Genomic DNA, 20,975 nt, shown 5'->3' on the forward strand with positions numbered 1-20,975 from the left:
TTTCATTTGTGTAAAAGAGGGTGTCGTCTGACGGCGCTATCCTTTTACGTCATACAAAAACAAAAAAATAAGGGGGAAGAAACAGTGAAAAAACTATCAACATTGTTGCTGACGGCTACGCTGGGTGTGTCCATGCTCATGGCTGGATGTACATCGGGTCAACCAGCTGCACCGAGTGAGCCTGCACCAGGCAACACGGCTCAGCCAAACGCTCCGACGCCGGGCGATCAAGCGGCAAAACTCCTGTTGCTGAATAATATCAAGGAACCGACGTCATTGGACCCGCCGATTGGCTTCGATGAGCCGTCTTATAACATTTTGAACAACTTGATGGAAGGCTTGACTCGCCTGGACGAAAATCAAAAGCCTCAACCAGCGGCCGCCTCCGAATGGAAAGTCTCCGTGGATGGAAAAACCTACACCTTTACTCTGCGTGACAATAAATGGTCCAATGGTGAACCGGTAAAGGCTCAGGACTTCGAATTCGCGTGGAAACGCATGCTTGATCCTGCACTGGCATCTCCGGCGGCATCCCTCGCGTATATTATTGAGGGAGCGGAGGCCTATAACAGTGGTAAAGGACCGGCGGATGGCGTAAAAGTAAAAGCGTTGGACGACAAAACACTAGAGGTCGTGCTCGCTCAGCCAGCTTCCTGGACGCTCCTGTTGGCATCCAACCCAGCTTTCTTCCCTGTACACAAAGCAACTGTAGAAAAAGATCCGAAATGGGCGGCAGAAGCAGCAAGCTTTGTTGGAAACGGACCATTCAAGCTGACAGAGTGGGCACATGACAGTGAACTGAAAATAATGAAGAGCGATACGTACTGGGATGCAGCAAACGTAACTTTGCCTGGTGCCGTTTGGAAAATGATTGATGACGAGAATACCGAGTATCAAATGTTTACGAACGAAGAGCTGCACAGAACGACAACCGTTCCTGCAGACATGGCAGACCAATTGTTCAAAGAAGGCAAAGTATTCGTGCGTGATGGAGCAGGTACAGAGTTCTATCGTTTCAACGTAACGAAGGAGCCATTTGATAACGCCAATATTCGTAAAGCCTTTAGCTTGGCGATTGATCGTCAAACGCTGGTGGATCTGGTGCTGATGCGTCAACAAAAACCGGGAACAGGCTTCGTATCTTTTGGTTTGCCTGATGCCAACGGTGAAGGACAATTCCGTGAGGTAGGCGGAGAATTGGTGAACTTCAACCCAGATGAAGCGAAGAAGCTCCTGGAACAAGGAATGAAAGAAAAAGGCTACACAAAGCTGCCAGAGGTTACACTCACGTACCGCAGCGGAACGGCTAACGAAAAAACGGCACAAGCCGCGCAAGAAATGTGGAAGCAGACGCTGGGCGTAGATGTGAAGCTGCAAAAAGTAGAAGGAAAAGTTTTGACGGATATGCAAAAGCAATTGCAGTATCAAATTGCTCGTTCTTCCTGGTTGCCTGACTTCGGTGATGCGATCAACTTCCTCGACATTTTCCAATCGAAGGCAGCAAGCAATCGTACGGGCTGGAGCAATGCGCAATTCGACAAGCTGATCCAAGACTCATACAAGGAGCCAGACGATGCAAAACGTCTGAAGCTGCTCCATGACGCAGAAAAACTTTTGTTGGATGAAGCGCCAATCGCACCACTTTATTTCTACAACACTTCCTTGCTCTCAAGCGACAAGGTGAGTGGTATTCAAAGCTCTTCACTGAGCTATACAGACCTGAGAAAAGCTGTCGTGAAGTAAGAAAGAGTGAGTTGGGAGAAGTCATTTTAGGCGGATGGAATGACTCTCCCCCCTTTTTTGCCAGAATTTTTAATAGTGCTATAATTTAGTATGTCTATTAGAAAAAACACAGCTAAAGAAAGCACGAGTACTGGAGAAGATGGAGGAAAACATGATTATTCAAGCCATCGAAGTAAAACGAATATTTGTTCCATTGAAAAAGCCTTTTAAAACCGCTTTGCGTACGGTGCACAGTCTGGAGTCCATTTTAGTGAAAATCACCTGCGACAACGGTATGGTCGGGTGGGGCGAAGCTTCGGCTACTGTCGTCATTACTGGAGACAGCATCGAGAGCATCGAGTCGGCAATTATGAATACGATGAGACCTCAGCTCATCGGCTTGAATTTGCTTGCCTATGAACGAGTTTTCCAAACCTTGCATCAATCCATGGTAGGAAATACGAGTGCGAAGGCAGCGGTTGACATTGCGTTGTACGACCTCATTTCTCAGCGCGCAGGAATGCCGTTGTATCAATTCCTGGGTGGGTACCGTGACCAATTGGAAACTGACTATACCGTCAGCGTGAACTCCCCGAAAGAAATGGGTGAGGATGCGGCTGCCTATCTCAAGCAAGGCTTTAACGTACTGAAAATCAAGGTCGGCAAGGACAATATCGAGGATGATATTTTGCGCATCCAGGAAATTCGCAAATCCGTGGGAAATCAGGTGAAGATTCGTCTTGATGCCAACCAGGGATGGAATGTAAAAGAAGCGGTGCAATCCATTCGCAAAATGGAGGACATGGGTCTTGGCATCGAACTCATTGAGCAGCCTGTAAAAGCGCATGATCTGGAAGGTTTGAAGCGGGTAACAGATTCGGTCGATACGCCAATCATGGCTGACGAGAGTGTGTTTTCACCAGCACAGGCCCTGCAGGTTTTGCAAAACCGTGCGGCTGACATGATTAATATCAAGCTGATGAAGGCTGGCGGCATTTACAAAGCACAATTGATCAACCAATTGGCTGAAGAGTACGGTATTCCATGCATGGTTGGCAGCATGATCGAATCGCGTCTGGCTGTATCAGCAGCAGCTCATTTTGCAGCTAGTAAGAAGAACATCACCCGCTTTGATTTCGATGCTCCGTTGATGCTTTTGCACGATGGCATAGAAGGTGGCGTAACGTACGAGGGACGCTTGATGCGCATGCCAGAAGAGTCTGGGCTCGGTATTCGTTCCGTCAGCCTGTGGGAGGGGGAGAACTAAGATGAAAACTGCCATTGTTTCTGTTTCTGTCGCCACTGTGTGGACCAAGCCGGAGTCGCCGCGTGATATTGACCAAGTGGCACTCCAATCGCCGGTAGATGCACGAAGCTGGCTCGCTTCCCTTACTGTTGAGGAGAAGCTTGGTTTTTACGACAATAACGCGATTCAAACACAAGCGTTGTACGGTACGCGCGTAGAGGTAGTCGAGGAGCAAGGGGAATGGTCACAAATTCTGATTCCTGATCAGACTACGAACAAGAACGCAACAGGCTATCCGGGCTGGATTCCGTCTCGTCAGCTAGCACCGTGGTCAGATGCCTTTGAGGTACAGCAAGGCCAAAAGCTGGCGATGGTCACGGCGGCGTTTACCCGTCTACATACACCTGACCAAAAACCAGACATGGAGCTTGCGTTTTTGACCAAACTGCCGCTGATCGAGGAAACCGCGGACTGGGTAACGGTAGCGACACCGAACGGCACAGGACTTTTGCTAAAAGCAGATGTCCAAATCGTGAAAGCAAACGAGCCCATCGAGCTTTCCGGTAATCGCGGAGAGGCAATCGTAGAAGCAGGTAAGCGATTCCTCAACCTGCATTATTTATGGGGCGGCATGTCCTCTTACGGGTATGACTGCTCGGGATTTGCGTACAACATGCACCGATCTGTCGGTCTCCAGATTCCGCGTGATGCATCTGATCAGGCAAAAGCCGGACAACTCGTGGAAAAAGAAGCTTTGCTTCCGGGCGATCTGCTGTTTTTTGCCCATGAAGAGGGGAAAGGCAGAGTCCATCACGTGGGCATTTACATGGGGAATGGCGAAATGATTCATTCTCCGGATTCACGAAGCGTCATCGAGATCGTCAAGCTGGATGGCTACAAGCTCGAAAAGGAACATTGCGTCTCCAGACGATACTGGTAAACGGATAACGGGGAGGAGTGGCCAGATGCAACGAAAGAAGCTGGTCCAGGTAAAGAACCTGACAAAAACCTTTACGTTGGGTAAAGGGCTCTCACTTACGGCAGCGGACAATGTTTCCTTTGATATATACGAGGGGGAAACGTTTGGACTGGTAGGGGAATCTGGCTGCGGCAAATCGACCACAGGCCGTACAATCATCGGATTGTATCAACCGACGACAGGTGAGGTTATTTTTGATGGGCAAAACGTCCATCAGGCATCATCTGCTGAGCGGAGTAAGCTGACACGCCATATGCAAATGATTTTTCAGGACCCATATGCTTCTCTGAATCCCCGAATGAACATTGCGGAAATCATTTCGGAGGGCCTGCATCTTAATGGGCTATATAAAGGGAAGGAACGAATGAAGCGTGTGATTGAGCTGTTAGAGATGGTTGGTTTGCAAAAAGAGCATGCCAACCGTTTCCCGCACGAGTTCAGCGGTGGTCAGCGACAACGGATAGGGATTGCTCGGGCGCTTGCCGTCAATCCTAGCTTCATCATTGCCGATGAGCCGATTTCCGCACTCGATGTTTCGGTTCAGGCACAGGTCGTTAATTTAATGAAGAAATTGCAGCAGGAACAAAAGCTGACGTATTTGTTTATCGCGCATGATTTGGCGATGGTCAAGCACATCAGTGACCGTATTGGCGTCATGTATTTGGGCAATATGGTCGAGATGACTGCCAGTGAAATTCTTTACGAATCACCGAAGCATCCTTACACGCAAGCGTTGTTGTCGGCTATTCCTGTCCCCGATCCCGACTTGGAGAAAAGCCGTGAGCGCACCATTATCGAAGGTGACGTTCCCAGCCCGATCAATCCACCTAGCGGCTGTGTATTCCGTACACGCTGTCCGGTAGCCAAAGCCGTATGCACCGAAAAGAAGCCTATTTGGCAGGAAGTAGACACCAACCACTTCGTCGCCTGTCACTTGTATCAGTAGCCTTCAATTTTATCAGAAGATTCGACATTGTCTTTTTGCCATCCTTCGTTAATGGGATGGCTTTTTCTTCATAAACTTTTAACCCTAACCTATGAAAGGGCTTACATCAACTATTCAGAGAGGAGAACTGTTAATATTCTGTTAACTGGCAGGAATCAAACAGGTTTTGTCGAAATACGGATACAGTAAAACATTCCGTGACTCACCTACTTCATCGTGAACTTCCATTCCAGAGAAGTGAGGGTTGCATATGACTCTGAGTACCTCCTCGTTCCATTCAACTCCCCGTCGCTGGCGGGAAGTGGAGACACAGTTGGGAATTGTTGTCCCTAGATCACTTCGATCGGACACTTCTGCTCTACTGTTTTTGGAAAGCGTCGCTGCAACACCCATGTTGGACAAAGAAGAAGAGCTTGCTTGCCTGATTCGCTATCAAAGGGATGACGATCTTGAAGCACGTGAAACGATTGTGCGCGCCTATTTACGATACGTAGTTAGTACCGCTTTGCGCCATTTGAAAAGAGGGATGCCGTTCCTGGATTTGATTCAGGAGGGCACGATAGGTTTGTTTACCGCGATTGACAAGTTTGATGTGGGACGTGGCGTGCGTCTCTATCATTACTCACACTGGTGGATCTCTCAAGCGATCACCCGTGCCATCAACGACAAAGCAACTTTGATTCGCATTCCTGTCCACATGCATGAGCAGATTCGCCAGTATCAGAAGCAAGTACTACATCTCGTCCACGCTTTGAACCGTACGCCTGATCGGCAGGAGATTGCCGTACTCTTGGATATTCCACTAGAAAAGGTGGAAGCCATCGAACTGGCTTTAATGATGAAGATGGAGTCCATCGACGCTGAGCTGGATAGTGAGAAATGGCAGGCTTGGCATGAAGACGAGAGCTTGAGCTACGCAGAAATCATGGATGATGGGTTGTCCTCTCTGGATGACTGGATTGAAAAGGTAGATCTTCGCTCGCAAATGCGCGCAGCGTTGGAGCGACTTAGTCCCCGCGCCCAAGAAATTATCTCCATGCGTTATGGTCTCTATGATGATCAAGTGTATACGCTGGAGGAAGTGGGGAAAATGTTCGGTCTTACCCGCGAGCGTATTCGCCAAATTGAAGCGACGACGATTGACCGATTGCGTACGCAAAAAGCTTCACACGTATTAAAAGATTATTTAACCTAACATAGGATTTAGTTAATTCGGCCCCTCTTCTTAGAGGGGTCTTTTCTGTCAGAAATGGTCGAATTCACAAAGTGTCAGACTCACAGTGGGAGAAGCGTAGTCTTTTTCTCCTTGTGGTAAACTGGTAAGATAGCTTCATGATTTTTTCGCTATGTAAAGAGGTAGTTTGAAAAGGAGGATCGCTACATGGGCGATTATATGATAAGAGCAACTGGTTTTAATGGGCATGTTCGTGCTTTTGCCGCACGCACGACAGAATCTGTCGAAGATATGCGTCGTCGTCACGACATGTGGAATACAGCGACAGCAGCAGCGGGACGTACGCTGACTATTACCTTGATGATGGGGGCTATGTTAAAAGGAAACGAGAGCCTCCATGTCAAAGTAAAAGGAGGCGGACCAATCGGGCAGATCATGGCGGAAGCAAACGCACATGGAGAAGGAATCGCGTATGTATCCAACCCGCACGTCCACTTTGAGCTAAACGATAAAGGCAAGCTCGATGTAGCGCGTGCAGTGGGAACAGACGGGTTTGTGTACGTAACGAAAGATCTCGGTCTCAAGGAGCCGTATCAAGGCAGTTCGCCGATCGTCTCTGGTGAGATTGGGGAAGACTTCACTTATTATTTTGTGATGTCCGAGCAAACGCCTTCAGCAGTAGGTGTGGGTGTACTGGTTAACCCTGAGGACCGTTCTGTTTTGGCCGCGGGTGGATTTATTCTTCAGCTGTTACCGAATACGCCAGAAGAGGTTGTAGCAGCAATTGAAGAACGCCTAGGACAGCTTCCACAGGTTTCTCGCATGATTGGCGAGGGCTTGACTCCTGAAGAGATTTTGGCCCGCGTATTGGATGAGCCAAAAATCCTGAGCCGCACGGAGATTCAATTTAGCTGCAAATGTACAGCGGATAAGGTTGTTCAGGCACTGATCAGCATGGGACGCGAAGAAATGGAAGGTATGATTGAGGAACAGGGCGAAGCTGAAGTACACTGTCATTTCTGTAATGAACGTTACCATTATGACAGATCCGCGTTGGAAGACATCCTGAAAGACATGTAAGCGCGGCGTCAAGTAGGGGAGTGTTGGCATGACCAACGTAAAAGGGTTGTGGGCATTCATTGGCGCGCTCGTATTGTTGCTGCTTGCCGTTACCTGGGCATGGTACCAGGCATCAGGCAAGCTGCAGCCTGCCGCCATCGTAGGGGATAAGACGATTAGCAAAGATGAGTATGTAACGACGCTGAAACAAAAGTTTGGTAAGCAAGTGCTAAACGACATGATTAATCGGGAAGTCGTTTTTCAAGAGGCGAAGCGTTCCGGCATCACGGTTGATCCGAAGCAGCTGGACCAAGAGCTTTCCCAGATTCGCGACAGTTACGGCAGTCGGACAGACAGCGAGTTTGAAGCTGCGCTGTTAAAACAAGCGGGGACGACCGTGGAAGCCCTGAAGCAGGAGATTTCTTACCAAATCCTGCTGCAAACCCTGGCAACGAAGGACATGACCATCAAAGATGAAGAAGTACTAAACGTCTACAATAGCCGATCTGACCGTTATACCCGACCGATGCAGATGCGTTTAGGACAGATCGTCGTGGCTTCCCAAAAAGAAGCGGAGCAAGTTTTGGCTGATTTAAAAAACGGGGCAGACTTTCAGACGATTGCCAAAGAGCGCTCGATTGATCCGGATACAGCGGTGAACGGCGGCGATGTAGGCTGGGTTTCCATCAAGGATAATCGATTGCCTGACGAAGCGAAGCCCATCGTAGAAAAGCTGGAGAAAGATAAATATAGCGAAGCAATCAAAATAGAAGATCATTACGTCATTTACCAACTGACGGAGCGCAGGGAAGCCAGTCAACGGACGTTTGAAGAGGTAAAAGATGAGCTGCGCCGAGAAATCGCATTTGCCCAGGTCGAGTCGCTGGATGTCGTGCTGGAGCGATTGCGAAAATCGGTAGGGGTCCAGATTTCTGGGCAAATGCCTCATTGACCAAATAGGCTACCGTTGATATAATTATGTCAATAAATCCTAGCGTTTTACTCGGTTATTAAAAATAGGAGGGGCAGAACATATGCGCGTGGCTAATTCCATTACCGATTTGATTGGATTTACTCCGCTTGTAAAGCTGAATCGTATTGTCACCGAAGATATTGCAGACATTTACTTGAAGCTGGAGTTCTTCAACCCGGGCAGCAGTGTAAAAGACCGAATTGCGTTGTCGATGATTGAGGCAGCAGAGGCAGATGGAAGTCTGAAACCGGGTGATACCATCATTGAACCTACGAGCGGAAATACCGGTATTGGACTCGCGATGGTTGCTGCTGCAAAAGGATATCGTGCTATTCTGGTCATGCCAGAGACGATGAGTATTGAGCGACGCAACCTGTTGCGTGCGTATGGTGCGGAGCTGGTTCTCACACCAGGCAGCGAAGGGATGGGAGGAGCGATTCGCAAAGCGGAAGAGCTGGCGAAAGAAGATAGCTCGTATTTTATTCCGCAACAATTTAAAAACCTGGCAAACCCGGCCGTGCACCGTGAGACAACTGCTCGTGAGCTGTTGGACCAAGCGAAGGAAATTGGCGGCGTAGATGCGTTTATTTCCGGTATCGGTACAGGCGGAACGATTACGGGTGTAGGGCAGGTTCTTCGTGAACACTATCCGAATGTACAAATCGTGGCTGTTGAGCCTGCTGCTTCGCCAGTTTTGTCTGGCGGCAAACCAGGTCCACATAAGATCCAAGGTATCGGGGCTGGCTTTGTTCCAGATATTCTCGATACACAAATTTATGACGAAATCATAAAAGTAGAAAACGAGGACGCTTTTGAAACCGCGCGTCGTGTTGCTCGTCAGGAAGGTATTCTCGGCGGGATTTCCTCTGGAGCAGCGATTCATGCGGCTCTGCAAGTAGCAGCGAAGCTCGGCAAAGGTAAAAAAGTGATCGTTGTCATTCCTTCGAATGGGGAGCGTTATTTGTCCACGCCTCTGTATCAGTTCGAAGATTAATTGTAAAAAGATACCGCAAGACCACGGAGCGCTACGTTGGCGACGTGGTCTTTTCTTTTTGTGTCAGGCAACTATATAATGAACGGATAAATAGTGAAAACCGGAGCGTGAAGAGGAAGAATGTTCCCTACCTTTGCTGATTGCCAGACGTATGCCTTATCTTTTCCGTTGGTCCCCCTTGCCCTGCGTAAACCGTGGTCTTCGACGATTGATCCGTGGCAGGTGCTCACAAAACTACAGCCTTCTCTGCAACATGCTGTCCTGTTGGAAAGTGGACGAGCTGGGCGGTATACCTTTTTGGCATATGAGCCTATCGCTACGCTGCGCAGTCAGCGAGGAGAAACTATTGTTTCGTACCCAGAAGGGAAAATCGAGAGCATAGAGACTCACAACCCATTGAATGCTTTACGAGAGCTGCTCTCTCGTTACCGTACGCCTGCGCTTCCAAGTATGCCAGATTTTGCTGGGGGCGCCGTAGGCTATATCAGCTATGAGATGAACAGCTTTTTTGAGCCGAGCTTGCCACAGATAGCGACTGACGACTTACAGTTGCCAGACCTGTATGTTATGATAATGCAAGACCTTCTTGTCTTTGATCATGAGACCCGAGAGATCATTTGCCTGACGCATTTGAGCGCGGACAATTTGACCGAAGAGAGCTATCGACAAGCAGCATTCCGCCTGGAAAAACGCATGGACTCGATTGCTTCATTGGCAATGGATCGCGATGAGACAGATTGGGAAGCTTTGCGCAAAAAACCGCTTGCCAAGCTAGTGCCAGCGTCAGTATCCTTTGCCAAAGACCAATTCGAGGATGCCGTTCGTCGGGTGCAGGAGTACATCGCCCAAGGGGATGTTTTTCAGGTCAATCTGTCGGTACGGCAAAGTAAGCCGGTGCAGGTGACTGCCCCAGAAGTGTACGATGTGCTTCGCAAGCTGAATCCTTCTCCTTATATGGGCTATCTGAGCTTCCCTGAATTTCAATTAGTTAGTGCTTCGCCAGAGCTACTTGTAAAGGTAAAAGGCAAGGAAGTGCATACGCGTCCGATCGCCGGTACACGTCCGCGTGGATTAACGGATGAGCAAGACGATGCATTGGCACGTGAGCTAATTGATAATGAAAAGGAACGCGCAGAGCATGTCATGCTGGTTGATCTGGAGCGCAATGACATGGGCCGTGTCTGTCGCTTTGGCAGTGTGGAGGTCAGTGAATTCATGGTCGTGGAGAAATATTCCCACGTCATGCATATCGTCTCTCATGTCAAAGGAGAGCTGGCAGCAGGTAAGGATGCGCTTGATGCGATCGAAGCGACTTTTCCGGGAGGGACGATCACCGGAGCGCCAAAAGTTCGCACGATGGAAATCATCGAAGAGCTGGAGCCAGTCAAGCGAGGCGTCTATACGGGATCAATCGGCTGGTTTGGCTTCAATGGTGATATCGAGGTCAACATTGCCATCCGCACTATGGTGATCAAGGATGGCGTAGCTCATGTCCAGGCTGGAGCGGGTATCGTGATTGACTCGGTTCCAGAGGCCGAGTATGCCGAGTCATTAAAAAAGGCAGAAGCGTTGTGGAAAGCGCTTGAGTTGAGCGAGCAGAGAACGATGAGTTGAGAGGAGATGAGTGTACGATGATTTTGATGATTGATAACTACGATTCCTTTACCTACAATTTGGTGCAGTATGTGGGAGAGCTTGGGGAAGAGCTACAAGTGTATCGCAATGACAAAATTACACTGGAAGAAATTGAACGATTGGCACCGGATTACTTGATGGTGTCTCCAGGACCGTGCACGCCAAATGAAGCGGGGATCAGCATGGATGTTATCCGCCATTTTGCCGGAAAAATTCCGATTTTGGGTGTTTGTTTGGGCCATCAGTCCATTGGGCAAGTGTTTGGTGGAAAAGTCATTCGGGCCGAGCGCTTGATGCACGGAAAAACGTCGGAAGTTTTCCATGATGGCAAAACTATCTTTCAGGACATTCCTTCTCCCTTTACGGCGGCACGTTACCATTCCTTGATTATTGAGGAAGCGTCCATTCCGAGTGAGCTGGAAGTAACCGCCCGGACAGCCGAAGGTGAAATTATGGCTGTGCGCCATCGGGAGTACCCAATCGAAGGCGTCCAGTTCCACCCTGAATCGATTATTACCGAGCACGGTAAGCAATTGCTGAAGAACTTCCTTACTGCATACGCGCGCCATACGACAGGTTAACACATAGATACGACAGGAAAACCGCCTTTTTACGAGGGCGGTTTTTTTATTTACATACTCTTTATATAACATTCATGGTTCCTCGATATACGGCTTGTACAATGAAACCGAAGAAGGCAAAAAAGGAGAGATAGTAAATGGATGTAAATCGTCGACAGTTTTTGACTTATCTTGGAGTAGGGACAGCGGCGTTGGCTTCGGTGGCAACGGGAATTCCTGCCCTGGCAGCTGGCGGTACCCTATCAGGAAAAACGGCCGATCATCTGTTTGGTCTCGATACAAAGAAGCATAACTTCAATCCGAAATTCAAAGAAATTCACCCGACTACAAAAGACGATGTTGTACTGCCGGACGGTTTTAAATACGATGTAGTGGCTTCCTATGGCGATAAAATCAATGCAGCAGGAGATACCTTCGGGTTCAACAACGACTTCACCTGTTTCCTGCCAATCGAAGGCAAGTCCGATCATGGCCTCTTGTGGGTAAATCACGAATATTTAGGTGAGTTGGAATATTACGTAAACGGTTATGACTATCTGAATACTGATTCTGAGGACAACAAACGTACCCCTGCACAAATCGAAAAATACTTGTATGCACTGGGCGGTTCGATTATTGAAATCAAAAAAGAAAATGGCACATGGAAGCTTGTTTCCGATTCCAAATATGGTCGTCGGGTAAGCGGGCTCACCAAGCATGTGCTGACGGGTCCAGCAGCTTCCATTGCTAAAGAAGTAACCGGAACATTTGCGAACTGCTCCGGCGGCGTGACGATGTGGAATACAATTCTTTCCTGCGAGGAAAACTACATGGACGTCGTCGGCGATTGCAAGCTGCCTGAAGCCGAGCATTATGGCTGGGTTGTTGAGGTAGATCCATTTGATCCAAAATCGACTCCGAAAAAGCATACAGCGCTGGGCAGATTCTCCCACGAAAACACGGCAATGGTTCTAGCTCCGACTGGACAACTGGTCGTTTACATGGGGGATGATGCGAAAGACCAATACGTGTACAAGTATGTTTCCAAAGGCAAGTACGATCCGAAGGCAGGGAAAAACAATTCCAAGCTGCTGGAAGAGGGTACACTGTACGTTGCCAACTTCGGTAAGGGCAAGTGGATTGCGTTGGATTTCGCAACAAACGAAGCACTAAAAAAAGCAGTCAATGCAGATGGCAAACCGATGTTCGCTTCTCAGGCTGACGTGCTTCTCAACTGCCGAGATGCATCCAAAGCAGTAGGGGCCACCCCGATGGATCGCCCAGAAGACTTGGAAGTACATCCGATTGATGGCTCCGTCTTCATTGCCCTGACCAACAACGACAAGCATGGCAACTTCTATGGACAAATCGTTCGTCTGTTCGAAAATGACAACAACCATGCAGGCTTGGAGTTCACGTTTGAGATTTTTGCAGCAGGCGGACCACAAAGCGGTTTTGCGGCACCAGACAACATGGCTTTCGACAGTGCGGGTAACCTGTGGGTCGTGACAGATATCTCGTCCTCGTCGATGAACAGCGGCATTTATAAATCCTTTGGAAACAATGGTGTGTTTTTCATTCCAACAACGGGTAACAGTAAGGGTGAAGCCGCACAATTCGCGTCTGCACCAGTAGGCGCTGAAATGACAGGTCCTTGGTTCACCCCTGATGAAAAAACACTGTTCCTGGCCGTACAGCATCCAGGTGAAAACCTGAAGTCGTATGACAAGCCAACCAGCCACTGGCCTAAAGGCGGAAATGCAGTAGCCATGCCGAGCGTGATTGCTATTACAGGTTTCTAGGACAAGGAGTGTAACAGATTATGCTGTCGAGCATCGGTATTCCTGGATTAATTCTGATCCTGATCATTGCTTTGGTGATTTTCGGGCCGAGTAAACTGCCAGAAATCGGTCGTGCTTTTGGACGAACCTTGACCGAATTTAAAAGCGCAGCAAAAGATTTGACCAAAGACGATGATGAAAAAGAGAAGGCTCCAGAAGAAGCGTTGAAACGAATCAACTAATCCAGCCTGAGTGAAGGCGGTGCGTACACGAGACGCACTGCCTTTTTCCGCGCATGAGGAGGAGTTCGAGTGAGCAAAGAGATGCCTATACTTGAGCATGTTACAGACCTGCGCCGCAGAATTCTGATTGTGTTGTCCGTTCTTGTTGTCAGTATGGTTATCTGCTTTTTGTTTGTGGATCATATTTATTTGGCATTAGCGAATCATTCAGGGGAAAAGCTGGCGATTCTTGGGCCGGGAGATATCCTGTCGATCTATGTGAAGCTGGCCGCAGTCGGTGCACTTGCGATCACAATTCCGGTTGCCGCTTATCAAGTTTGGCGCTTTGTGGTGCCCGCATTGGAAGAAAGAGAGCGAAAAGTGGCGCTCATGTATATCCCGGCTCTATTCCTGCTATTTATTTTCGGGCTTTCCTTCGCCTACTTTGTGCTCTTTCCGATGATGTACAAATTTGTGTTGGGGCTATCTAACGGGAATTTTGAGCTGGTCATTACAGCGAATGATTACTTCACCTTTATGCTCAATCTGTGCCTGCCGTTTGGGTTGCTTTTCGAACTACCGGTGATTGTTTTGTTTTTGAGCCATTTAGGGATTCTCAACCCGCATCGTTTGGCAAAAATGCGCAAGCCGGCCTATCTGGTGCTCGCAATCATCTCGATTACGATTACGCCGCCTGATTTCCTTTCCGATATTATGGTAATTGTGCCACTCATCGTTTTATATGAAATCTCTATTACTATCTCGCGTTTCGTACACGGCAAACGCTCGGGGGAAACGGGACTTTCTTCGGAAATGTGATATGATGCTCTCGACTATATTATCGGGAGAGAGCGCAGATGCACGTTTATGTTAACGGGACGATTTGTCCGGCTCACGAGGCTACAGTATCGGTATTGGACCACGGGTTTTTGTACGGTATTGGTTTGTTTGAAACGTTACGTGTATACGACCGCAAGCTATTTTTATGGGATGCTCATTACGCCCGGCTTTGTTCCGGGCTTTTTGCGTTGCAGATTCAACCTGCTTGGACAAAGGAAGAGCTCGCTTGCGCCATCTTGATGACCATAGATGCCAACGAGTTGCGTGATGCTTACGTCCGCTTGAGTATTACGGCTGGCGCAGAAGGAGTGGGCTTGGTAGCAGGGGGGTACGAGAGTCCGTCCTTATTCGTATTTGCCAAACCTGTAGCACCTCTGGCAGTACCTCCTCCGCCTAAGCGATTGCAGACATTGGCGTTGGCTAGACAGACAGCGGAAGGCCAGCAACGCTTTAAATCGCACAATTACTTAAACAATGCTCTTGCTCGACAAGAACTCGGTGCCCGGCCAGATGTGGAAGGTCTTTTTTTGACGCATGATGGCTTCGTGGCGGAAGGAATTGTGAGCAATGTGTTCTGGGTCAAGAACGGCAAGTTGTTTACCCCTTCTATTGATACGGGCATTCTTGATGGTGTAACGCGGCGACATGTTTTGACTTTGGCACAGCAATTATCGATGCCTGCCGAAGAAGGTCGATATCGCTTGGAAGATCTGCTCAACGCCGATGAAGTCTTTACGACAAATTCCGTGCAAGAGATCGTTCCGATTACCGAAATTGACGGGCATTGCGTCCCTTCGACATATGGTACATATTCGTGCGAACTGCACCGCGCCTACCGTCAGTCTGTAGCGGCTAGCGAGTAAATTATGGTATGCTACTATTCAATGTGCGAAGACGGATAAAGGGAGTTTGATCATGAAATACAATTCATTTCGAATCCATGCTGCGACCTTCGCTGAGATGGTATCGGAGCTTGTTAAAAGGGGTGTTCCTGTTGCGGAAGCCGAACGCATGGCGGAAGCGGGGACGAGCCTGAAGATTCACACGGAAAACATGAGTGTGGCAACAGCACAGAGTGTGAGAGAGATTATGCACTCTTTCGATGCGGAAGCCATTCTTTCAGACCAACCAGGTACTGCCGACAAAAAATACGTGCTGTTGTTGGCTTCACACACGAAGATGGATTTGGCGTTGGATCATATGAAAACCCAAACAGAAGAACTACGAGCGTTGGCGGCAGAGGTACGGGAAGTTTTAGCTATGCCTGCCAAGCTTCGTGCGCGGCGCGAGCTGAACTGTGGCCAGTATGTCCTGCCACTCGGGGAGCGAACGTTAGTCATGGGTATTTTGAATGTGACACCTGATTCATTCTCAGATGGCGGTCGCTATGTCGATGTGGAGGCAGCACTGGCACAAGCGCGTGCGATGGTTGAGGCCGGAGCTGACCTGATTGATATCGGGGGAGAATCGACACGTCCGGGGTCGGAAGCAGTCGATGAGGCGACGGAGCTGGACAGAGTGCTGCCAGTCATTCGGATACTTTCGCAGGAATTGTCTGTTCCGCTATCCATTGACACATACAAAGCGGCGGTTGCAGAACGGGCTATTTTAGAAGGGGCACATATCATTAATGATGTATGGGGAGCGAAACGTGACCCGCGGATGGCAGAGGTAGCTGCTCGTCTCGATGTTCCCATTATCCTGATGCACAATCGCCAAGACACGGACTATCACGACTTTTTCCCAAACTATATCAATGACTTGCGTGAGTCAGTACAGATCGCCTTGCAGGCAGGGGTAAAACAGGAGCGTATCATTCTCGATCCGGGGATCGGGTTTGTAAGGACTGTTGAGCAAAATCTCGAAACGATGCGCAGGCTGGATGATCTGGTAGGGCTGGGCTATCCCGTTCTGCTTGCCACTTCACGCAAGCGGATGATCGGTCATGTTCTCGACGTGCCTGTAGATGAACGAGTCGAAGGTACCGCAGCGACAGTTGCCCTGGGGGCGGCAAAAGGCTGCCATATGGTACGGGTGCATGATGTCAAAGAAATGAAGCGCGTGACGAAGATGATGGATGCGATGCTAAAAGGGGGCATTTAACCTTGGATAAAATCTACTTCAATGGCATGTCTTTTTACGGATACCACGGTGTGTTTGGAGCAGAGGCTGAGCTGGGCCAACGGTTCTATGTCGATCTGGAGCTATCGCTCGATTTATCCAAGGCCGGAGCAAGTGACGATCTTCACGATACAGTCAATTACGCCGATATCTTTACTTGTGTGCAAAAAATTGTCGAGGGTGAACGATTTCATCTGATAGAAAAACTGACTGCTGTGATAGCAGAACGCTTATTGGAGCAATTCCCTTTGCATGAAGTCAAAGCAAAAGTGACCAAGCCGAATCCGCCGATCAATGGGCATTATGAGTCGGTTGCGATTGAGATGATCCGTAGAAGAGAGGATTTTGCTTCATGACAGTTTGTGCGTATTTGGCGTTAGGCTCCAATCTTGGGGATCGGGCACAGAACTTGCGCCGGGCGATACAGAGATTGAACGAGCAACCTGGAATTCGCGTGCTTCGTGTCTCCTCTGTTTATGAGACCGATCCATTTGGTTACGTTGAACAAGATGCATTTTTGAATATGGCGATCGCTGTGGAAACAGAACAGAGCCCGGATCAGCTGCTAGAGACGGCTTTGTCAGTAGAGCGAGAGCTGGGTCGTGTACGAACGGTTCGGTGGGGACCGCGCACGATTGATATTGACTTACTGTTGTACGGGACATCTCGTGTTTCGCAAGACAATCTCATGATTCCTCATCCCGGGCTAAGCGAGCGTGCTTTTGTACTCGTGCCGCTCCGAGACGTTTGGGAAGGCGGCGTTTTACCTGAGCATAACCAGACCATTGATCATTATCTTTCCTTATTGGTAGAAGATCACAAGGGGGTACGTGAGTGGGGATCAATCAACTGGGAAATCGAATCCGGTCCTTCCGAAAGCTAAAAGGGTATACGCAACAGTCCCTTTCGGACAAGATGGGAGTGTCACTGTCGTTTGTTGGATCACTAGAGAGAGGAACTCGTACGCCAACAGAGCCTGTATTACGGAAGATCGCCAGCACTTTACAGGTAGACTACGATGAATTATGTGCTATAAATAAGTGATGTAATGAAGTTTGGATAGGATTGTCCTCTCCAAGACCCCGACTAAGCGGGAATAAGGAGGCGAAAATAGATGAAAATCGGCAATATCGAATTAAAAAACAACGTAGTTCTCGCTCCAATGGCAGGTGTCTGTAATCCTGCTTTTCGTCTGATTGCCAAGGAGTTCGGTACTGGATTGGTTTGCGCCGAGATGGTAAGCGACAAGGGCATCGTGCACGGAAACAAAAAAACGATGGATATGCTGTTTGTCGACGAACGCGAAAAACCACTAAGTTTGCAGATTTTTGGTGGAGACAAGGAAACTTTGGTGAGTGCGGCGAAATATGTAGACCAGCATACGAATGCGGATATCATTGATATCAACATGGGCTGTCCTGTGCCGAAAATTACGAGCTGTGATGCAGGTGCGCGTCTGTTGCTCGATCCAGATAAAATCTACGAAGTGGTATCTGCTGTGGTCGACGCGGTCGACAAGCCGGTTACCGTGAAGATGAGATTGGGTTGGGACGAAGATCATCTGTACGTACTGGATAATGCCAAGGCAGTAGAACGTGCAGGCGGCAAAGCGATTGCTGTTCATGGACGCACCCGCGTACAAATGTACAAAGGGAAAGCTGATTGGGACTGGATCCGTCAGGTGAAGGAAACCGTTTCGATTCCGGTGATTGGTAACGGGGATGTCGCTACCCCTGAGGATGCGAGACGCATGCTGGATACAACGGGTTGCGATGGTGTCATGATTGGACGCGCTGCGCTCGGAAATCCATGGATGCTGTATCGCACCATTCAATACTTGACGACGGGAGAGCTCGGACCGGAGCCATCCGCACGTGAAAAGATGAATATTTGTTTATTGCACGCAGAGCGTTTAATCGCGCTGAAGGGTCCGCGAGTGGGCGTCCTTGAAATGCGTAAGCACGCGGCGTATTACTTGAAAGGCTTGAAGGGCTCGACGCACACGAAAAATCTCGTGAATGCGGTTGAGACAGAAGAGGAGCTTCGCAGCGTCCTCATGAACTTTGTCGACTGGATCGAAAACTACGCAGATGACAGTGAAGAACCGCTGGAAACAGCAGGTGATGAGGCTGTCAGCTACTAAAATTGGCGGTTCATTCCAGACATTGACAAGGGTTCCTTCATATCCTATAATACTCCGTAATATTGGGAGCCGAGCTGCCAGTCCACACTGGCAGCTTTACCTATGAACCTCACAGACGATTGCATTCTGCTGTATATTGTATGGAACATCTACATATAATCCTTTGTACTTTACCCAGTATAAATGGAATCATTTTTTAAAACGGGGGAATTGAACCATGTCTGAAAAAGAAGTCATCCTTACACCAGAAGGTTTAACAAAGCTGGAACAAGAACTTGAAGATTTGAAAACGGTTAAACGCAAGGAAGTAGCTGCTCGTATTAAAGAAGCGATTAGCTTTGGAGATATCAGTGAGAACTCTGAATACGAAGAAGCAAAGAATGAGCAAGCGTTCATTGAAGGTCGCATTCTGACCCTGGAAAAAATGCTGCGCAATGCCCGCATCATCACAAATGAAGATGTAGATACAGGTGTTGTAAGTGTTGGTTCCCGCGTGAAGCTGAAAGATCTCGAGTTCGGTGATGTTATGGATTACACGATTGTAGGTTCTGCTGAATCCGATCCGATGAACAACAAGATTTCCAACGAGTCCCCGGTAGGTCAAGCGCTCCTCGGCAAAGCAAAAGGCGCGATTGTTGATGTAAACGTACCGGCAGGAGTCATTCAGTACGAGATTCTTGATATTAACCTGTAAGCAGTCGATCTATGGCGTACCTTTTGCGAGGTACGCCGTATCGCTATTATAAAAGTCTGTACAAAATTGTTAATGCAGGCATTTTCTAGAGGAGTGAGTGAAATGGCAAACGAGCAAGACCTCCAGCAAGAGGACCTTCAACAAGAAGAACAGCAACAGGAAGGGCTCCACGAGCTTCTTCAAGTGCGTCACGACAAAATGAATCAATTGCGTGAGTGGGGCTTTGATCCGTTCGGTAAAAAATTCGAGCAAACGCATCACGCTGCAGATATAACAAAAGCTTTTAGCGAAAAGAGCAAGGAAGAGCTGGAAGCGGAAGAGAACGTGGTTACGATTGCAGGCCGCTTGATGGCGAAACGTGGAATGGGTAAGGCGAGCTTTGCTCAACTGCTGGATCGTTCCGGTCAGATTCAAATCTACGTCCGTCAGGATACCGTTGGCGAAGAGCTGAGCAAAGTATTTGATTTGGCTGATATCGGTGACATGATTGGTGTAACTGGTGTTGTTTTCAAAACAAAAACCGGCGAGCTCAGTGTAAAAGCAAAGGAACTATCCTACCTGACCAAATCACTGCGTCCACTGCCTGAGAAATACCATGGTCTCAAAGATATCGAGACTCGCTACCGTAAGCGTTACGTGGATTTGATTGTGAATCCAGAAGTTCGCGATACGTTCATTACTCGTAGCCGCATTCTGACTTCAATGCGTCGTTATTTGGACAACCTTGGCTATCTGGAAGTAGAAACACCTACACTCCATGCGATTGCCGGTGGTGCATCTGCTCGTCCATTTATCACGCACCACAATGCATTGGATATGCAGCTGTATATGCGTATTGCAATTGAGCTGCACTTGAAACGCCTGATTGTCGGTGGCCTGGAAAAGGTGTATGAGATCGGTCGCGTATACCGCAACGAAGGGATCTCTACTCGCCACAACCCTGAGTTCACGATGATTGAGCTGTACGAAGCATATGCCGACTACCAGGATATCATGAGCCTGACTGAAGAAATGGTTGCTCATATCGCACAGGAAGTATTGGGCACCATGAAAATTCAGTACCAAGGCAACGAGATTGACCTGACACCAAAATGGCGTCGTGTACACATGGTAGATTTGATTAAGGAAAATCTCGGCGTCGATTTCTGGAAGGAAATGAGCGACGATGAAGCGCGTGCTTTGGCAAAAGAGCATGGCATATCTGTTGAGCCTCACCATACGTTCGGACATGTAGTAAATGAATTCTTTGAGCAAAAGCTGGAGCATACGTTGATTCAGCCAACCTTTGTTTACGGTCATCCTGTGGCGATTTCGCCATTGGCGAAGAAAAATGATCAGGATCCGCGATTCACGGATCGTTTTGAGTTGTTTATCGTAGCTCGTGAGCATGCTAATGCATTTACAGAGCTCAATGATCCAATTGACCAGCGTGAACGTTTTGAAGCACAGCTATTGGAAAAAGAAGCTGGTAACGACGAAGCGCATGATATGGACGACGATTTCATTGAAGCGCTTGAGTATGGTATGCCGCCAACTGGAGGATTAGGAATCGGAATTGACCGTCTGGTAATGCTGTTGACCAACTCACCTTCTATTCGCGACGTACTGCTGTTCCCTCATATGCGTAACCGCGATTAGTCTTGCAGAATAGAACCATCTGAGAAAACCTCAGGTGGTTTTTATTTTTTTACTTGCACTTAAAAAGGTTAAGTGTTATATTAATACCTGTTCTTCTTTTTTACTTAATCGATCACGAAAAATGATGTGAAATTAGTTCTTGCTTTTCCTTCAAGGTTTGTGGTAGATTAATGAGGTCGCTGAAAAACACGTTAAAAAAACTTGTTGACACGGCCTGGACAACCTGATAAGATGAAATGGTTGTTGTGA

General features: G+C 48.3%; 21 protein-coding genes. All 21 read left to right on the top strand.

Translation table 11 applies throughout. The features are described from left to right. The first annotated feature begins 84 nt into the window (after nucleotides 1-84). The 21 genes from ACM6JA_RS12260 to lysS all read left to right on the top strand — a co-directional run bounded on the left by ACM6JA_RS12260 (nucleotide 85) and on the right by lysS (nucleotide 20,726). A complete protein-coding gene (locus ACM6JA_RS12260) occupies nucleotides 85-1,743 on the top strand; it encodes a peptide ABC transporter substrate-binding protein (RefSeq protein WP_414852513.1) in 1,659 nt (552 codons plus the stop codon). A gap of 151 nt (nucleotides 1,744-1,894) precedes the next feature. Continuing rightward, nucleotides 1,895-2,989 carry a dipeptide epimerase gene (locus ACM6JA_RS12265; RefSeq protein WP_414852514.1) on the top strand — a complete coding sequence of 365 codons (1,095 nt, stop codon included), beginning with the start codon at nucleotides 1,895-1,897 and terminating at the stop codon, nucleotides 2,987-2,989. Nucleotide 2,990: 1 nt separating this feature from the next. Continuing rightward, on the top strand, nucleotides 2,991-3,908 hold the full coding sequence (locus ACM6JA_RS12270; RefSeq protein ID WP_414852515.1) for an NlpC/P60 family protein: 918 nt from the start codon (nucleotides 2,991-2,993) through the stop codon (nucleotides 3,906-3,908). A gap of 25 nt (nucleotides 3,909-3,933) precedes the next feature. Then, the gene (locus ACM6JA_RS12275) at nucleotides 3,934-4,893 is read left to right on the top strand and encodes an ABC transporter ATP-binding protein (RefSeq protein ID WP_414852516.1); all 960 of its coding nucleotides are present in this window, start codon (nucleotides 3,934-3,936) and stop codon (nucleotides 4,891-4,893) included. A gap of 250 nt (nucleotides 4,894-5,143) precedes the next feature. Then, complete coding sequence (locus ACM6JA_RS12280) at nucleotides 5,144-6,088, top strand: RNA polymerase sigma factor RpoD/SigA (protein WP_007725227.1); 945 nt, start codon at nucleotides 5,144-5,146, stop codon at nucleotides 6,086-6,088. A gap of 186 nt (nucleotides 6,089-6,274) precedes the next feature. After that, nucleotides 6,275-7,147, top strand: coding sequence for an Hsp33 family molecular chaperone HslO (gene hslO, locus ACM6JA_RS12285; protein ID WP_414852517.1), 873 nt, complete (start codon nucleotides 6,275-6,277; stop codon nucleotides 7,145-7,147). Nucleotides 7,148-7,175: 28 nt separating this feature from the next. Next, nucleotides 7,176-8,078: a peptidyl-prolyl cis-trans isomerase gene (locus ACM6JA_RS12290; protein WP_414852518.1), complete on the top strand. Its 903-nt coding sequence runs from the start codon at nucleotides 7,176-7,178 to the stop codon at nucleotides 8,076-8,078. Nucleotides 8,079-8,160: 82 nt separating this feature from the next. After that, nucleotides 8,161-9,093: a cysteine synthase A gene (cysK, locus tag ACM6JA_RS12295; RefSeq protein WP_007725236.1), complete on the top strand. Its 933-nt coding sequence runs from the start codon at nucleotides 8,161-8,163 to the stop codon at nucleotides 9,091-9,093. 120 nt (nucleotides 9,094-9,213) lie between these two features. After that, nucleotides 9,214-10,707, top strand: a complete 1,494-nt coding sequence (locus tag ACM6JA_RS12300) for an anthranilate synthase component I family protein (RefSeq protein WP_414852519.1) — start codon at nucleotides 9,214-9,216, stop codon at nucleotides 10,705-10,707. A 17-nt stretch (nucleotides 10,708-10,724) separates the two neighbouring features. Next, nucleotides 10,725-11,309, top strand: coding sequence for an aminodeoxychorismate/anthranilate synthase component II (pabA, locus tag ACM6JA_RS12305; RefSeq protein WP_007725240.1), 585 nt, complete (start codon nucleotides 10,725-10,727; stop codon nucleotides 11,307-11,309). 137 nt (nucleotides 11,310-11,446) lie between these two features. Then, a complete protein-coding gene (locus tag ACM6JA_RS12310; protein ID WP_414852520.1) occupies nucleotides 11,447-13,090 on the top strand; it encodes a PhoX family protein in 1,644 nt (547 codons plus the stop codon). 20 nt (nucleotides 13,091-13,110) lie between these two features. Further along, nucleotides 13,111-13,311, top strand: coding sequence for a twin-arginine translocase TatA/TatE family subunit (gene tatA, locus ACM6JA_RS12315; RefSeq protein ID WP_414852521.1), 201 nt, complete (start codon nucleotides 13,111-13,113; stop codon nucleotides 13,309-13,311). A gap of 69 nt (nucleotides 13,312-13,380) precedes the next feature. Further along, entirely contained in the window at nucleotides 13,381-14,109 is a 729-nt protein-coding gene (tatC, locus tag ACM6JA_RS12320) for a twin-arginine translocase subunit TatC (RefSeq protein WP_007725246.1), read from the top strand. Nucleotides 14,110-14,147: 38 nt separating this feature from the next. Then, nucleotides 14,148-14,993 (top strand): aminodeoxychorismate lyase, encoded by an 846-nt coding sequence (gene pabC, locus ACM6JA_RS12325; RefSeq protein WP_414852522.1) that lies wholly within the window; start codon nucleotides 14,148-14,150, stop codon nucleotides 14,991-14,993. A 52-nt stretch (nucleotides 14,994-15,045) separates the two neighbouring features. Beyond that, nucleotides 15,046-16,233 (top strand): dihydropteroate synthase, encoded by a 1,188-nt coding sequence (folP, locus tag ACM6JA_RS12330; RefSeq protein WP_414852523.1) that lies wholly within the window; start codon nucleotides 15,046-15,048, stop codon nucleotides 16,231-16,233. Between the two features lie 2 nt (nucleotides 16,234-16,235). Continuing rightward, on the top strand, nucleotides 16,236-16,607 hold the full coding sequence (gene folB, locus ACM6JA_RS12335; protein ID WP_007725254.1) for a dihydroneopterin aldolase: 372 nt from the start codon (nucleotides 16,236-16,238) through the stop codon (nucleotides 16,605-16,607). Next, nucleotides 16,604-17,134 carry a 2-amino-4-hydroxy-6-hydroxymethyldihydropteridine diphosphokinase gene (gene folK / locus ACM6JA_RS12340; RefSeq protein ID WP_414852524.1) on the top strand — a complete coding sequence of 177 codons (531 nt, stop codon included), beginning with the start codon at nucleotides 16,604-16,606 and terminating at the stop codon, nucleotides 17,132-17,134. The genes folB and folK overlap by 4 nt, the downstream gene beginning before the upstream one ends. Next, nucleotides 17,086-17,295, top strand: a complete 210-nt coding sequence (locus ACM6JA_RS12345; protein ID WP_007725259.1) for a helix-turn-helix domain-containing protein — start codon at nucleotides 17,086-17,088, stop codon at nucleotides 17,293-17,295. Before folK ends, ACM6JA_RS12345 begins: the two co-directional genes overlap by 49 nt. A 70-nt stretch (nucleotides 17,296-17,365) precedes the next feature. Next, nucleotides 17,366-18,394: a tRNA dihydrouridine synthase DusB gene (gene dusB, locus ACM6JA_RS12350; RefSeq protein WP_007725261.1), complete on the top strand. Its 1,029-nt coding sequence runs from the start codon at nucleotides 17,366-17,368 to the stop codon at nucleotides 18,392-18,394. 217 nt (nucleotides 18,395-18,611) lie between these two features. Further along, entirely contained in the window at nucleotides 18,612-19,088 is a 477-nt protein-coding gene (greA, locus tag ACM6JA_RS12355) for a transcription elongation factor GreA (protein ID WP_007725265.1), read from the top strand. 102 nt (nucleotides 19,089-19,190) lie between these two features. Next, nucleotides 19,191-20,726 (top strand): lysine--tRNA ligase, encoded by a 1,536-nt coding sequence (gene lysS, locus ACM6JA_RS12360; RefSeq protein ID WP_414852525.1) that lies wholly within the window; start codon nucleotides 19,191-19,193, stop codon nucleotides 20,724-20,726. The last annotated feature ends 249 nt before the right edge of the window (nucleotides 20,727-20,975 follow it).

Source organism: Brevibacillus sp. IT-7CA2 (assembly GCF_949767855.1).
In the GTDB taxonomy this organism is placed as follows: Bacteria; Bacillota; Bacilli; order Brevibacillales; family Brevibacillaceae; genus Brevibacillus.

Bases quoted from the DNA above. Each gene is read 5' to 3' on its own strand.
- lysS (WP_414852525.1), top strand. From the start codon at position 19,191: ATGGCAAACGAGCAAGACCTCCAGCAAGAGGACCTTCAACAAGAAGAA.
- ACM6JA_RS12265 (WP_414852514.1), top strand. From the start codon at position 1,895: ATGATTATTCAAGCCATCGAAGTAAAACGAATATTTGTTCCATTGAAA.
- pabA (WP_007725240.1), top strand. From the start codon at position 10,725: ATGATTTTGATGATTGATAACTACGATTCCTTTACCTACAATTTGGTG.
- greA (WP_007725265.1), top strand. From the start codon at position 18,612: ATGTCTGAAAAAGAAGTCATCCTTACACCAGAAGGTTTAACAAAGCTG.
- tatA (WP_414852521.1), top strand. From the start codon at position 13,111: ATGCTGTCGAGCATCGGTATTCCTGGATTAATTCTGATCCTGATCATT.
- ACM6JA_RS12300 (WP_414852519.1), top strand. From the start codon at position 9,214: ATGTTCCCTACCTTTGCTGATTGCCAGACGTATGCCTTATCTTTTCCG.
- hslO (WP_414852517.1), top strand. From the start codon at position 6,275: ATGGGCGATTATATGATAAGAGCAACTGGTTTTAATGGGCATGTTCGT.
- ACM6JA_RS12280 (WP_007725227.1), top strand. From the start codon at position 5,144: ATGACTCTGAGTACCTCCTCGTTCCATTCAACTCCCCGTCGCTGGCGG.
- ACM6JA_RS12270 (WP_414852515.1), top strand. From the start codon at position 2,991: ATGAAAACTGCCATTGTTTCTGTTTCTGTCGCCACTGTGTGGACCAAG.
- pabC (WP_414852522.1), top strand. From the start codon at position 14,148: ATGCACGTTTATGTTAACGGGACGATTTGTCCGGCTCACGAGGCTACA.
- ACM6JA_RS12290 (WP_414852518.1), top strand. From the start codon at position 7,176: ATGACCAACGTAAAAGGGTTGTGGGCATTCATTGGCGCGCTCGTATTG.
- cysK (WP_007725236.1), top strand. From the start codon at position 8,161: ATGCGCGTGGCTAATTCCATTACCGATTTGATTGGATTTACTCCGCTT.
- ACM6JA_RS12310 (WP_414852520.1), top strand. From the start codon at position 11,447: ATGGATGTAAATCGTCGACAGTTTTTGACTTATCTTGGAGTAGGGACA.
- folP (WP_414852523.1), top strand. From the start codon at position 15,046: ATGAAATACAATTCATTTCGAATCCATGCTGCGACCTTCGCTGAGATG.
- folK (WP_414852524.1), top strand. From the start codon at position 16,604: ATGACAGTTTGTGCGTATTTGGCGTTAGGCTCCAATCTTGGGGATCGG.
- dusB (WP_007725261.1), top strand. From the start codon at position 17,366: ATGAAAATCGGCAATATCGAATTAAAAAACAACGTAGTTCTCGCTCCA.
- ACM6JA_RS12275 (WP_414852516.1), top strand. From the start codon at position 3,934: ATGCAACGAAAGAAGCTGGTCCAGGTAAAGAACCTGACAAAAACCTTT.